Source organism: thiotrophic endosymbiont of Bathymodiolus puteoserpentis (Logatchev), from assembly GCF_900127505.1.
In the GTDB taxonomy this organism is placed as follows: Bacteria; Pseudomonadota; Gammaproteobacteria; order PS1; family Pseudothioglobaceae; genus Thiodubiliella.
In genome coordinates this window covers 87,264-100,990 of the sequence record NZ_UEXF01000073.1, presented here as the reverse complement: position 1 = coordinate 100,990, position 13,727 = coordinate 87,264, and the positions used below count along the sequence as shown (strand labels likewise).

Genomic DNA, 13,727 nt, shown 5'->3' with positions numbered 1-13,727 from the left:
AGAGTAAGTTATGGAAAAAATTTATTTAACAATTGCACTTTCACCTTTACTAGGCGCCATTATTGCAGGATTTTTTGGTCGAACATTGGGTCGACATGTCACGCATACGATTACGATTTTGGGTGTATTGGTTTCTACTGTGCTTGCGTCAGTGGTGTTTGATTATCATGTATTGGAGCAAGGCGCGGTTTTTAATCAAAATCTCTACACTTGGATGCAAATTGGTGGGCTCAATATTAGCGTTGGCTTTTTGGTAGATAATTTAACTTCTGTGATGTTGGTAGTGGTGTCATTTGTCTCTTTAATGGTGCATATCTACACTATTGGATACATGAGCCATGACAAGGATTACACCAAGTTCTTTAGTTATATCTCACTATTTACTTTTTCGATGTTTATGTTGGTGATGAGCAACAACTTTATGCAGTTGTTCTTCGGTTGGGAGGCGGTGGGCTTAGTTTCTTATCTACTGATTGGCTTTTGGCACCATAAAGAAAGTGCTGTTGAGGCCAATCTCAAGGCCTTTTTAGTTAATCGTGTGGGTGATTTTGGTTTCTTATTGGGTATTGGCTTGGTGTTAGCGTTTAGTGGCTCACTTGACTATGCAGAGGTATTTGCCAGTCTTGATAACACATTCAATCAGACACTTTGGGGTACGGATTTAATCACTGTAATTTGTTTGTTGTTGTTCGTTGGTGCTATGGGAAAATCAGCACAAGTACCTCTCCATGTTTGGCTACCAGGTTCAATGGAAGGTCCAACGCCAATCTCAGCACTTATTCACGCAGCAACTATGGTGACTGCAGGCATCTTTATGGTGTCGCGCATGTCTCCGATGTTTGAGATGAGTGATGTAGCGCTTACAGTAGTGATGATAGTGGGTGCAATCACAGCCTTATTTATGGGCTTGCTTGGTATCGTGCAAAATGATATTAAGAAAGTGGTTGCATATTCAACTCTATCGCAGTTGGGTTATATGACAGTTGCTTTAGGTGTGAGTGCTTATTCAGTGGCAATTTTTCACTTGATGACACACGCATTCTTTAAGGCGTTGTTATTTTTAGGTGCAGGCTCGGTGATTGTTGCTATGCATCACGAGCAAGATATTCGTAAAATGGGTGGTTTAAAAAAATACATGCCAATTACTTACTGGACGGCTTTGATTGGCACACTAGCACTCATTGGCTTCCCTGGATTTTCTGGTTTTTATTCAAAAGATATGATTATTGAGGCGGTACACTTCTCTCAATTACCTTATGCTGATTGGGTTTATTATGCAGTAGTTGCCGGTGTATTTATTACCGCATTCTATTCATTTAGAATGTTTTTCTTGGTATTCCACGGCAAGTCGCGCGTTAAACACGAAACTACCAAACACTTACATGAGTCACCATTGTCAATCACCTTTCCATTGATAATGTTGGCAATTCCTTCGGCTGTTATTGGCTACTTAACCATTGAACCCATGTTATTCAAGGGTTGGCTGGATGAGGCTATTACCGTTACATCAAATCATATGTCTGTGGCTGAGCTAAAACAACAATTCCACAGCGCATTAGGAATGATTTCTCATGCGCTACAAACCGTACCATTCTGGATGATGATTGGCGGTATCGTGGCTGCTTGGATATTCTCATTGTATAGAACGCAGTGGGCTATTTGGGTGCGCTTGACTTTTAAGCGCACTAACTATGTATTGGAATCGTTATATGGTTTTGATCGTTTTAATGAAATTGTATTCGTTAATGGTATTAAAAAATTGGGGCATATTTTATGGAAAGTATCTGACTCTACAATAATTGATTCAATGATAGTTAATGGTAGCGCTAGATTCGTTGGCTTTGTTAGTTCTGTGATTCGTCCAATTCAAACGGGCTATGTTTATCATTATGCTTTCTTTATGATTTTTAGTTTATTAGTTATCTTAACTTGGGCGCTATTTATGGGCGACAAGCCATTACTTGAGATTTGAGGTTTTTATATAATTATGCAAAATATTCTACTTAGTTTATTAATTTGGTTGCCAATTTTAGGTGGCGGGCTGGTTATTGTGTTGGGCAATGAACGAGCGACTACGGCTCGTTGGATGAGTTTGGCCATTGCTATTTTAGTATTTTTCATGTCACTTAGTCTATGGACGGGCTTTGACTCATCAACACACCTTATGCAATTTGTTGAAAAGAGTGCTTGGATTACACAATTCAATATTAATTATCATATAGGTGTTGACGGTATTTCTATGCCGTTGATTATTCTAACAACTTTTTCAACTGTTTTAGTGATTGGGGCAGGTTGGGAAGTCATTCAAAAACGACCGGCACATTATATGGCAGCTTTCTTAATGATGGAAGGCTTGATTGTTGGTGTATTTTCAGCACTTGATGGGATTTTGTTCTACACTTTTTGGGAAGCATCATTGATTCCAATGCTACTCATTGTGGGCATTTGGGGGGGTGATAATCGTATTTATGCGGCGATTAAGTTCTTCTTATATACTTTTTTAGGTTCAGTATTTATGCTGATATCACTTATTTATATGTACAACAAAAGTGGCTCATTCTCAATTCTAGAATGGCATAATCTTAGTTTAACAGCAACAGAGCAAGCGTGGATTTTCTGGGCGTTCTTTATGGCATTTGCTGTTAAAGTGCCGATGTTTCCTGTGCATACTTGGTTGCCTGATGCACATGTTCAAGCACCAACGGGTGGTTCTGTCATACTGGCAGCGATTATGTTGAAAATGGGTGGTTATGGTTTTTTCCGTTTCTCGCTACCAATTACGCCTGATGCCTCTTTGCAATTCTCAGATGTGGTGATTGTTTTATCGCTTATTGCAGTGGTTTATATTGGTTTTGTTGCTTTAGTGCAAAGGGATATGAAAAAACTAATCGCTTATTCTTCAATTTCACATATGGGTTTTGTAACGCTAGGCGTATTTGCTTTATTCTTAGCTTACGACTCACAGGCGCCAGAAGGTGCCTTCCTTGGTCTAGAAGGTGCAATGGTGCAAATGATTTCACATGGCTTTATCTCGGCTGCGATGTTCCTAGTGGTTGGTGTTTTGTATGACCGCTTGCATTCAAGAGAAATTTCAACCTATGGTGGTGTGATTAACTCTATGCCGAAGTTTACGGGTTTTGCGGTGTTATTTGCAATGGCAAATGCAGGGTTGCCAGGCACCTCAGGTTTTGTGGGTGAATTTATGGTAATTTTGGGTGCTGTGCAAGCCAACATTTGGTATGCGGTATTAGCCACCACCACGCTAATCGTGGGTGCAGCTTATACATTATGGATGGTTAAGCGTGTATTTTGGGGTGTTGTCACCAATCCAGCTGTAGAAACACTTAACGATATTAACGGTCGTGAATTCTCTATTTTAGCAATATTAGCGCTTGCTGTGCTAGTGGTAGGGTTATATCCGCAGCCAATGATTGAAGTCATGCACACTTCAATTGAGCATTTGCTCAATCAAGCATTAACGTCTAAATTGTAAGAGGAGTTTAAATAATGATAAATACTGTCCAATTTGACACAGCTTCATTAATGGTAGCCTTGCCAGAAATATTTTTATTGAGTGCAATTGTTGTGGTTTTGTTATTAGACTTATTTTTAACCAAACCATTCAAGCAGGTAGCTTACTACTTAACGCAGTTAAGTTTACTAATCACAGGTATATTGTCGTTTAATCTCATTGGGCAGCCAGAGACAATCATTTTTGGGTATTCATTTGTCTTGGACGACTTGGCGTCAGTATTTAAAGTCTTTATGATGGCAGCAGCGATGGTGGCAATGGTTTATTCGCGTCATTATTTAATACAACATTCTTTATTTAAGGGCGAGTATTTTGTTTTGGTTATGTTGTCAATACTGGGCATGATGGTTATGGTTTCAGGCTACAGTTTGCTAACTTTGTATCTGGGTTTAGAGATTTTATCCTTATCGCTTTACACACTCATCGCTATTGCACGAAATAGAGCCGGTGCGATTGAAGCAGCACTTAAATACTTTGTCTTGGGTGCGATTGCCTCGGGTTTATTGCTTTATGGCATGAGCATGGTTTACGGTATCAGTGGCAGTCTTAATATTGCTGAGATTGCCACCTTTGCCAATAGCACAGCATTAGCTTCAAGAGAAATACTGGTGCTTAATTTTGGCTTGGTATTTTTAGTAATTGGTATTGCTTTTAAGCTAGGTGCGGTGCCATTCCATATGTGGGTGCCAGATGTCTATCAAGGCTCACCAACTTCAGTCACACTATTTATTTCAACGGTGCCAAAGATTGCTGCAGTTGCAATGTTGGTGCGCTTACTGGTTGATGGGCTAGGATCAATGCAGCCTTATTGGTCGGATTTATTTATGGTGCTGGCGATTTTATCTATTGCCATTGGCTCTATCGTGGCACTGATGCAAACCAATATTAAGCGAATGTTGGCATATTCAACCATTTCACATATTGGTTATGTTCTACTGGGTTTTGTGACTGGCGTGATTACAGGTTATAGTTCAGCAGTTTTTTATATTTTGGCTTATGTGTTGATGAGTTTAGCCGCATTTGGTATTATTATCTTGCTCAATAAAAAGGGCTTTGAAGCTGATTTGATTAGCGACTACAAAGGGCTAAGCAAGCACTCACCTTGGTTTGCGCTTATGATGTTAATGATTATGTTGTCAATGGCAGGTGTGCCACCATTTATCGGCTTCTATGCAAAATTATTCGTCTTACAACAAGTGATATCCAGCGGCATGATCACGGTAGCAATCATTGCCGTTGTATTTGCTGTTATCAGCGCTTATTACTACCTGCAAATTATTAAATCAATGTATTTTGAAGAGGGTGATAAAGAAATAACAGTCAACGCACCAATGGATATGAAGTTGGTTTTATCAATTAATGCCGTATTAATCTTAGTTGTTGGGTTGTTCCCGGACTTTTGGATGAAATTAACATTATCTTTGTTTTAGTTTGAATTAATTCAAGGTTTAACAATAGTTAAGTTAAATATTACTATTTTTCATTAAAGTGTTGCCCAGTGTTTGGGTAAAATTCCAAGCATTATGAAATATATTGACTTGTTTTCTGGTTGTGGCGGATTGTCTCTAGGATTGCAACAGGCGGGCTGGAAAGGATTGTTTGCTATTGAAAAAAGCTCTGATGCTTTTTTAACATTAGAACATAATTTAATTAATGTCAATAATCATTTTAACTGGCCGAATTGGCTACCAAAGAAAAATCATGATATTAATGTTGTCATATCTCAATATACAGCTGAATTAAAATCATTGCGTGGCACTGTAGACCTTGTAGCAGGCGGGCCTCCTTGTCAAGGGTTTTCTATGGCTGGCAGACGAAATGAAGGAGATAATAGAAATAAACTGATTGACTCTTATATTGAATTTGTTAAATTAGTCCAGCCAAAAGTATTATTTTTTGAAAATGTTAAAGGTTTTACTATTGGCTTTAAAAAAGACAACAAGAGGGGCGAGGCTTACTCTAAATATGTTTGGAGTAAGTTGGAGGGGCTTGGATATAATGTCCATGGTGAGATTGTTAATTTCTCTGAATTTGGCGTCCCACAAAAACGACAAAGGTTTATTTTGGTTGCAACTAAAGGGAAAAGAGCCCAAACTTTTTTTGATTTTATTGTAAAAAATAGAGCAGAATTTTTTAAATCTAAAAAAATAACAGATAAAACATCTTTAAGTGATGCGATATCTGATTTGGTTAAAAAGAATGGAACGCAAGAGTCTCCAGATAGTAAAAGTTTTCAAGCAGGCATTTATTCAAGACCAAAAAGTAATTATCAAAAGTTAATGCGACAAGGAAAGCCCTTAACAAATAAAATTGCCGATAGTCACAGGTTTGCACGACATAGAGCCGATACTATTGAGCGTTTCCAATATATTCTAGATCACTCTAAAGCCAATTTAACCATAAGTGACGCAGTAAGAAAAAAATACAACCTAAAAAAACACACTATTGTTCCTTTGTGTAAAGAGTCCTGTACGCCAACTTTAACTACCTTGCCAGATGATTATATTCACTATTCTGAACCCAGAATATTGACAGTGAGAGAATATGCACGCATTCAATCTTTTCCAGACAGTTATGAATTCAAGGGAAAGTACACAACAGGTGGTGAGCGAAGAAGGATTGATGTTCCTAGATACACTCAAATTGGTAATGCTATTCCGCCATTGTTTAGTGAACAAGCAGGTATTGCATTAAAGGAAATGTTGTAATGAAATTTAAAATTAGCTCAGAATTAAAAAATATTATTGGGCAAGATTTAATCGTTAATGATCAAGTTGCAGTATTTGAATTAGTTAAAAATTCTTACGATGCTCATGCAACCAGAGTAGATATAGTTTTTGAAGAAGATAAAATTACCATTAAAGATAACGGCAAGGGAATGAGTCTTGATGACCTAAAAAATAAATGGTTATTTGTTGCTTATTCGGCAAAGAAAGACGAGAAAGAAGATGAAGAATTAGAGTCTGATGAAAGGTATAAAGATTATCGCAATAAAATCAATTTAAAAAGAGGATTTGCTGGTGCTAAGGGGATTGGTAGATTTTCGGCTGATAAAATTGGTGAAAATTTAAAATTAATCGCCAAAAATGTTAATGCAAGCAATGCCCACCAATTAGAGGTTAATTGGAAAGATTTTGAAAATAATTCACAAAAAGAGTTTGTTGAAATCAGTGTCAAGCATACTGAATTGTCAACAAACGAATATCAAGATTTTGACCATGGCGTGATTCTTGAGATTTCTAATCTAAAATCAGAATGGGATAATGACAAGATAGAGGAGTTAAAAAAATCCTTAAGTAAGTTAATCAATCCTTTTGAAATTAATATAAATTCTAACAATTTTCAAATTCATATAACTAAACAAGATAATGACATTGAGCAAATTGGCAATGATTTACTATCTATTTTAACTTTAAAAACCACAAAATTAGAAATCGAAATACTCAGCAATACTATTGAGTCAAAATTAACGGATAGAGGTACTTTAATTTATGAGATTGAAGAGGAAAATCATTATCAACACTTAAAAAATACCTCCATAACACTTTTATATTTAAATACAAAAGCCAAAATAAATTTCACCAAATTAATGCAAGTCAAAGCTGTAAACTTTGGCAACATTATGCTTTATAACAATGGATTTAGAGTTTACCCTTATGGGGAGCCAACTGATGATAGCCTAGGTATTGACAGAAGACATCAGCAAGGACATAGTAGATATTTATCTACTAGAAATTTAATTGGCAGCATTAATGTTAATGAATATTCTGATGAGTTTAGAGAAAAATCCAGTAGAGACAGTGGGCTGATTGAAACCAATGGCTACAAGGAGTTATATGATACATTTTGGGATAAAGCTTTAAAAAGGCTAGAAAAATATGTTGTTAGTGTGCAATGGTCATTAGATGAGGTCATTAGAAATAAGGATGGTGATTCTGATGATTTTTCAATATTAGACAATACAATTAGCCAAAGCGGGATTATTGACATAATAACTAATTTAGTCAATAAAGACAAAGTTGAAATTAAAGATTTTGATGCTAATTTTATCAATCTCTTTGATGAGCAAAAACCTTCAGAAGTAATTGTTTCAAAATTATCTAAAATTGCTCATGATGTTAATAATCAAGAATTGATTGATAAAATAAACGAAACTCGAAAAATTATCAAGAAACTAGAGCGGGGCAATAAGGATTTAAAAAAAAAGATAACTAAAGAACAACAAAGAACTGAGCAATTAAGTAAAAATTTGGAGATTGAAAAGAAACAGAATATTTTTCAACGATCATTAATTGGAACAGAAAAAGAACAAATATTGGGATTGCAACATCAGATTAGACATTCTTCAAGTAGAATTAATAGAAATACAAAATTACTATTAAAAACTTTTAACACGACTCCTACAGAGCAGCAGAAAAAATATATTAGCGTTATTATTGCCGAAGCAACCAAGGTAAATTCTATTGCTAATTTTGTGACCAAAGCCAATTTTAATTTAACAACAAAAGAAATCAAAGTGAACTTAGTTTCTTTCGTAAAAGAATATATTGAAGAGCTTTATTTGTCTAATGGGAAAATTATTGACAAGTCAAAAACTCAACTCAGTGTAACAGCATCAAGTAATGAGTTTGTTGTAAGAATAAGACCACTAGAAATCACAACGCTGATTGATAACTTTATTCAGAATTCTAAAAAAGCCAATGCAAGGTATTTACAATTTAAACTTGGGGTTGAAAATGATGTTTTTAATATGTTTGTTACAGATGATGGTGATGGCATTCAAGAAGAGAATATTGACAAGATATTTGATTTTGGATTTACGACAACTAATGGTTCTGGAATAGGGTTGAGTAGTATTAAAAAAACAATTAGCGACATGTGTAATGCCGATATTAGCGTTGAGTCGATTAAAGGAAAAAAAACTACTTTTCACATAAGGATTAGAAAATGAAATTGCAGTATAAGATTTTATGGTTAGATGATGATATTAATGCATTTATTGATGATGAGTATATTGAGGATATTAGAAAACATGTCACTAATCAAGGATTTGACACAACAATTGATACTAAAGACAACTCAGAAGATTTTTTTAGTGCATTAGATGAAACTTACGATTTAATTCTTACCGATTATCATATGAATGGCTTGGATGGCGATAAAGTGGTTGAGAAAATAAGAGAAAAATCTATTTTTACCGAAATTTTATTTTATACAGCAAAAGCCGATTTAGAAGATACTAAAAAATTAGATAGAATTTCTTTCTTGGAAACAACAACAAATCATGAAGAAGAAGTTGTTGATAAAACTAAAAAACTAATTGATTTAACCGTTAAAAAATTTCAAGACATAGTTGCTATGCGTGGCATGATTATGCAAGAAACAAGTGATTTGGATATGCAGAAAGTTGAAATTTTAAAGAAGTATATAAATTCTAAAAATTCCTTAGAAACAAAGGGCTTGAAAGATGAAATTTTAAAAGAAATTAAATTATTCGTAGACGAGAAATGTAATAAATATCAAGATTTTGACGCTAAAGAAGATGGACTTAAACAGATAATAAAAGATAATGTGCTGTTTAGTTCAGCAAGAAAGATAGAAGCGTTATCTTGGATATTGCAAGAAATTGAATTAAATGATTTTTCCAAAGAATATAAGGATGAAATCATAACTCCTAGAAACCAGTTTGCCCACGCCAAACTTATTCAAGATAGTGGCAGAAAATATTTTAAAAAAGGTGGAGATAATATTGAATTTGATGACGAATATTGTAAAAAATTAAGGAAAGATATCTTAAAACATAAAGGATATCTGGATGAATTACAAAATAAATTAGATGAGTAAGTTAATAATTTATGGTGATATTCACGGCTGTTATGATGAACTAGTTAGATTAAGGCAAAAGATAAATCCAAAAAAAAATGATATAGAAATTTGTGTTGGAGATATTATTACTCGTGGCAAAGATTCTATTAAGACACTTAGGTATCTACAAAGTAACAACATTAAATCTGTTTTGGGCAATCATGAAGATAAACTTATTCGTTATTTGAATCATCAAAAAATCAACAAACAAAATCCAATTGTTTTAAATGACGATGAAAAAGATATTATCGATACTCTGAAAAGTGTTGATATTGATTTTTTACAAAATATGCCACTGATAATGAAGTTTGGTAATATTGTTATTTTGCATGGTGGGTTACAAAACCGCCAAAATATAGACAAAGTTAGCAAAAAAGATCAAGCAAAAATTATGCGAATGCGCTTCTTGGATAAGAATCATAATTTTGTTAGTTTTGGTCAAGAGGATGAAGAGTCAGTTTTTTGGGCGGATGTATATAATGGCGATCAAGGATTTGTTGTGTATGGGCATCAGGTGTTTGACGAGGTGAAAATAAATAAATATGCGCTGGGTATTGATACGGGTTGTGTTTATGGAAATAAATTAAGTGCGGTGATTTTTGCAAACACCCAAAATAAAGATTTTTCCATAGTGCAAACAAATTCTCTTATTGATTGTCAAGTTTTATCCCAACTTCGTTGACTTGCTTCCAAGCATGTCCATAAACTACTTCATAAGTGGCAGGTAGTTTGCCATCTTGGCGGTAAGATTCATACATCTTAATCATTGATTGGAATTTGTCCTTACCTGTGAGTGATTTAGAACGGGTGCTGACAGTTTGCGCACCGATGGCCTTTAAATCTCTCAATAAATCTGTTACGCTTTGGTAGGTTAAGGTTAAGTTTTCCATTTCCATTACTGGCGATTGAAAACCGCTTTGCAATAGTTGATCGCCGATGTCGTGCATATCAGTAAAGGTATTAACATGTGTTTTATTGTCAATCACTGCCCAACTTTTTTTCAATTCTTTAAGCGTATTGGGGCCAAAGGTAGAAAATAGTATTAGTCCATTATTTTTTAACACGCGATGGCATTCATTGAATAATTGATTGAGATTCGGACACCATTGCATCATTAAATTGGAAGCAATAACATCAACGCTATTGTCAGCTAAAGGTAGGTGGCTAGCATCGGCGCATAGTTTGTATGCTGACGGATTGTTTTTAAGTGATTTTTGCGCAAAATCTAAGCAGATAATTTTTGAACTTGGAAAGCGTTGCAATAAAGATTGGGATAATAAACCGGTGCCTGCGCCCAAATCCAAAATAACATCAGTATTGCTAGAAATTACTTCTAATTTTGCATCAAGGCGTGTGGCAATTTCCTTTTGTAAAAATGCATGTTCATCATATCGAGATGATGCTTTATTGAATGCTGATCTTATTTCAGACACTTTTCAAACGCATTGGCAATATTTTGCATTAAGGCAGGATATTGCGAGACACCTTGAGTTTGCTTAAAGCCAATAATATCAATGCTTTCATGTTTCATGTTGAGGTTTTCAATAATATTACTGACTCTTTTTGGTGTAATTTCTATGGTTGATACTAAGCATTGAGCGTTTTTAGAGCGGATGATTTTTCTGGCGTTTAAAATATTTTTGATGCTTGGTTTTTGTTCATGATTATTTACCACTATGGCAAGAGTGTTAAGTTGGTTTGTCTGTATAAAATTTTCAAAAGCGTTTGAATAAGTAACCATAGGAGTGTTTTGATAAGGTAGAAGTTGCTTTTTAATCTGTGTTTTGAGTGCATCTAATTTTTTATTGAATACTGATAAGTTTGACTGATATATTAAACGATTGTCAATATCAATTGCAATTAACTTATTTGTTAATCTTGTTGAAAATTCTTGTATGGCATTAATATTCAGCCAAATATGATAATCTTCATGAGCTCCATGATGTTCGTGCTCCTCGTGCTCATTGTTGAGTTGTTGAGTTGGTTTTTCAACAACATATAGCTTACGCTGAGTATCAATATTATCAAGTACTTTAGCAATCCCTTCTTCAATACTTGGGTGTGCAGAAATAAGTAAATCTGCTTGACCCACCAAAGACATTTGCGAGGGTTTAAGATGAAAATGATGTGGCGATTGATTGTCTTTTATGAGTAACTTTGGCGTAGTCACACCTTGGGTGATATTGCTAACAATTGAGTGGATGGGTTTAATACTAACAACAATATTAGGTGTTGCTAGTGCATTGACACTCATTAGAAAAAAGATTAAAGCGATGCGTAACATAATAATACTGTTCTTAATAAAAGACCAAGATTATACTACTTTTGGCAAGTAAATATTGCGCGCAGAGGTGCTGGCAAACCTTCAACAGTTAACTTATCATTATTAGGGTCTAAAAAATCTTTGATTGATTGTGTGTTATTGCCAATCCAATGTGTGGCGCGTTGTTCTTGTGGCGTGGTTTTTGTTATATCTAGTAGTTTAATGTTTTTAAAACCGACTTTTTTTAACCAAGTGTGGATTGTATCCGTTGATGGTAGACACCAAACATTACGCATTCTGGCATAACGGTCTTTGGGAATAATTTGTTTGCCATGTTTTTTGTCAATAATCAAAGTTTCTAAGACCAGTTCTCCATCATCTACTAGTAGAGTTTTGAGTTGTTGCAAGTGTAATAAATGGTCTTTTTGATGATACAAAACGCCCATTGAGAACACTGTGTCAAATACTGCTTCTTTCGGCATTTGTTCCAGTTTGAGCGGTAGAACAAATGCATTTGGTGGATTGTTAATGAGGGTGTGAATGGACATAAACTGATAGTTAAATAGTAAAAATGGCTCAATGCCTAATGCTATTTGCGCGCCCGATAGCGCCATTAAATAAGTAAAGTAACCATTACCAGAGCCGACATCTAATACAGTTTTCCCCTTGAGTGGTTGAATATGATTTTTCAATCTATCCCATTTCATATCACCACGCCATTCGCTATCTAGTTGCAGGTCTCCTATTTGATAAGGGCCTTTACGCCATGGCGTTAGTTTTTTTAAAGATTGTTGTATTAGTTTAGTATCACTGTTTGAAGTGTTGATATTTATATAAGGGGGTTGATAATTAACCCCACCTTTGTTGTGTTTTTTGAGTTCATCAATGGCGCTTTCCCATTTAGCTATATTGCCATTATTAACAGCCAGTGCTTGTTTTGATGTATCAAGCAATTCCTCATATATAGAGGATAACTTTGATTGCGCACATGTTTTTATAAAATTATTAATCATAGGAGTTATAGTAATATAAAATGCACTGGTAAGATAACATTTTAATCAATAGGAGAAAGAAAGTAATGAAAAATATTTTAATATTAGTAGGGGCGTTAGTTTTGTCAGTAAGTGTTATTGCGGGTGGTGATGAGCGTGATAGAGGTCCAGTAGAGTCATTGGATGCAATGGCACCAACTACTGAAAAATCTGCTGGCAATCAAGAGCCAAAACTCACAGTAGGCGGTAAAGCGGTATCTGTTCGTGCACATATTGCTTGTCAAGGTAAGATTGGTTTATCTGAAAGTAATATTGCTATTTTTAAAAAGGCGCAATCTGGTGGTTATTTATATAACACAGGTCCAATTGAATCGCTTGGTACAGTATTCTCTCCTAAGAGATGGGATGCATACTTGGATTGTGTAGAAGTACATGGTGGTTAATACTTAAATTAACACAGACACAATAAAAAAGCCCGCATTAGCGGGCTTTTTTATTGACTATTGAAAGCTTAAATTTCAAGTAGTGAATTTTCTTTTTCATCTAACTTTTCATCGATTGATTTAATAAATTCATTAGTGAGTTTTTGAATGTTTTCCTCTGCTTTATGTGCTTCATCTTCTGAAATTTCTTTATCTTTTAACAATTCTTTAAAGTCAGAATTGGCATCACGACGAATATTGCGAACAGCAACTTTTGTCTGTTCGGCTTCGTCTTTTACTATTCGTACTAATTCGCGTCTGCGTTCTTCAGTGAGCGGAGGCAGAGGAATACGCATAACTTGACCAAGGGTTTGTGGATTTAGCCCTAAATCAGAGGTGATGATGGCCTTTTCAACGACTGCTACCATTTCTTTTTCCCATGGTGATACTTTAAGTGTGCGAGAATCTTCTGCACTAATATTAGCAACTTGTGAAATCGGTACCATCGAACCATAATAATCAACCTGAATTTGTTCAAGTAGAGAAGGGTGTGCACGACCTGCTCTAATTTTACTAAAATCATTTTCTAATGATGCAAGGCTTTTTGTCATGCGGGCTTTAGCATCTTGTTGTATTTCGTTTAACATATTGTT

General features: G+C 35.0%; 12 protein-coding genes. 8 read left to right on the top strand and 4 right to left on the bottom strand.

From position 1 onward, the window contains the following. Window positions 1-10: 10 nt before the first annotated feature. From nuoL to BHECKSOX2_RS09225, 7 genes are all read left to right on the top strand, one after another. Entirely contained in the window at window positions 11-1,972 is a 1,962-nt protein-coding gene (gene nuoL, locus BHECKSOX2_RS09255; protein ID WP_139683332.1) for an NADH-quinone oxidoreductase subunit L, read from the top strand. A 15-nt stretch (window positions 1,973-1,987) separates the two neighbouring features. After that, window positions 1,988-3,493 (top strand): NADH-quinone oxidoreductase subunit M, encoded by a 1,506-nt coding sequence (locus tag BHECKSOX2_RS09250; RefSeq protein ID WP_090714520.1) that lies wholly within the window; start codon window positions 1,988-1,990, stop codon window positions 3,491-3,493. Window positions 3,494-3,507: 14 nt separating this feature from the next. Next, complete coding sequence (nuoN, locus tag BHECKSOX2_RS09245) at window positions 3,508-4,962, top strand: NADH-quinone oxidoreductase subunit NuoN (RefSeq protein ID WP_139683331.1); 1,455 nt, start codon at window positions 3,508-3,510, stop codon at window positions 4,960-4,962. Between the two features lie 93 nt (window positions 4,963-5,055). Further along, on the top strand, window positions 5,056-6,240 hold the full coding sequence (locus tag BHECKSOX2_RS09240) for a DNA cytosine methyltransferase (RefSeq protein ID WP_139683330.1): 1,185 nt from the start codon (window positions 5,056-5,058) through the stop codon (window positions 6,238-6,240). Then, window positions 6,240-8,483, top strand: coding sequence for an ATP-binding protein (locus BHECKSOX2_RS09235; protein WP_139683329.1), 2,244 nt, complete (start codon window positions 6,240-6,242; stop codon window positions 8,481-8,483). Before BHECKSOX2_RS09240 ends, BHECKSOX2_RS09235 begins: the two co-directional genes overlap by 1 nt. Continuing rightward, complete coding sequence (locus BHECKSOX2_RS09230) at window positions 8,480-9,376, top strand: response regulator (protein ID WP_139683328.1); 897 nt, start codon at window positions 8,480-8,482, stop codon at window positions 9,374-9,376. Before BHECKSOX2_RS09235 ends, BHECKSOX2_RS09230 begins: the two co-directional genes overlap by 4 nt. After that, the gene (locus tag BHECKSOX2_RS09225; RefSeq protein WP_139683327.1) at window positions 9,369-10,079 is read left to right on the top strand and encodes a metallophosphoesterase; all 711 of its coding nucleotides are present in this window, start codon (window positions 9,369-9,371) and stop codon (window positions 10,077-10,079) included. Before BHECKSOX2_RS09230 ends, BHECKSOX2_RS09225 begins: the two co-directional genes overlap by 8 nt. Here BHECKSOX2_RS09225 and bioC read toward each other — a convergent pair. From bioC to cmoB, 3 genes are read right to left on the bottom strand one after another with little or no spacing between them, the layout of a single operon-like run. Then, window positions 10,045-10,830, bottom strand: a complete 786-nt coding sequence (bioC, locus tag BHECKSOX2_RS09220; protein ID WP_139683326.1) for a malonyl-ACP O-methyltransferase BioC — start codon at window positions 10,828-10,830, stop codon at window positions 10,045-10,047. The two genes, BHECKSOX2_RS09225 and bioC, sit on opposite strands and share 35 nt — an antisense overlap. Next, window positions 10,818-11,681: a metal ABC transporter solute-binding protein, Zn/Mn family gene (locus tag BHECKSOX2_RS09215; protein ID WP_139683325.1), complete on the bottom strand. Its 864-nt coding sequence runs from the start codon at window positions 11,679-11,681 to the stop codon at window positions 10,818-10,820. Before BHECKSOX2_RS09215 ends, bioC begins: the two co-directional genes overlap by 13 nt. Before the next feature lie 35 nt (window positions 11,682-11,716). Next, a complete protein-coding gene (gene cmoB, locus BHECKSOX2_RS09210) occupies window positions 11,717-12,673 on the bottom strand; it encodes a tRNA 5-methoxyuridine(34)/uridine 5-oxyacetic acid(34) synthase CmoB (RefSeq protein ID WP_139683324.1) in 957 nt (318 codons plus the stop codon). A gap of 65 nt (window positions 12,674-12,738) precedes the next feature. On the opposite strand from cmoB, the gene BHECKSOX2_RS09205 reads away from it, so the two are divergent. Then, complete coding sequence (locus tag BHECKSOX2_RS09205; RefSeq protein WP_090716076.1) at window positions 12,739-13,095, top strand: hypothetical protein; 357 nt, start codon at window positions 12,739-12,741, stop codon at window positions 13,093-13,095. A gap of 68 nt (window positions 13,096-13,163) precedes the next feature. Here the strand turns inward: BHECKSOX2_RS09205 and frr are convergent, their stop codons facing one another. After that, complete coding sequence (gene frr, locus BHECKSOX2_RS09200; protein ID WP_090715455.1) at window positions 13,164-13,721, bottom strand: ribosome recycling factor; 558 nt, start codon at window positions 13,719-13,721, stop codon at window positions 13,164-13,166. Between the last annotated feature and the right edge of the window lie 6 nt (window positions 13,722-13,727).

Excerpts from the sequence above, each read along its gene's own strand:
- BHECKSOX2_RS09230 (WP_139683328.1), top strand. The coding sequence starts at position 8,480 with ATGAAATTGCAGTATAAGATTTTATGGTTAGATGATGATATTAATGCA.
- BHECKSOX2_RS09225 (WP_139683327.1), top strand. The coding sequence starts at position 9,369 with ATGAGTAAGTTAATAATTTATGGTGATATTCACGGCTGTTATGATGAA.
- nuoL (WP_139683332.1), top strand. The coding sequence starts at position 11 with ATGGAAAAAATTTATTTAACAATTGCACTTTCACCTTTACTAGGCGCC.
- nuoN (WP_139683331.1), top strand. The coding sequence starts at position 3,508 with ATGATAAATACTGTCCAATTTGACACAGCTTCATTAATGGTAGCCTTG.
- BHECKSOX2_RS09205 (WP_090716076.1), top strand. The coding sequence starts at position 12,739 with ATGAAAAATATTTTAATATTAGTAGGGGCGTTAGTTTTGTCAGTAAGT.
- BHECKSOX2_RS09240 (WP_139683330.1), top strand. The coding sequence starts at position 5,056 with ATGAAATATATTGACTTGTTTTCTGGTTGTGGCGGATTGTCTCTAGGA.
- BHECKSOX2_RS09235 (WP_139683329.1), top strand. The coding sequence starts at position 6,240 with ATGAAATTTAAAATTAGCTCAGAATTAAAAAATATTATTGGGCAAGAT.
- BHECKSOX2_RS09250 (WP_090714520.1), top strand. The coding sequence starts at position 1,988 with ATGCAAAATATTCTACTTAGTTTATTAATTTGGTTGCCAATTTTAGGT.
- frr (WP_090715455.1), bottom strand. The coding sequence starts at position 13,721 with ATGTTAAACGAAATACAACAAGATGCTAAAGCCCGCATGACAAAAAGC.
- BHECKSOX2_RS09215 (WP_139683325.1), bottom strand. The coding sequence starts at position 11,681 with ATGTTACGCATCGCTTTAATCTTTTTTCTAATGAGTGTCAATGCACTA.
- cmoB (WP_139683324.1), bottom strand. The coding sequence starts at position 12,673 with ATGATTAATAATTTTATAAAAACATGTGCGCAATCAAAGTTATCCTCT.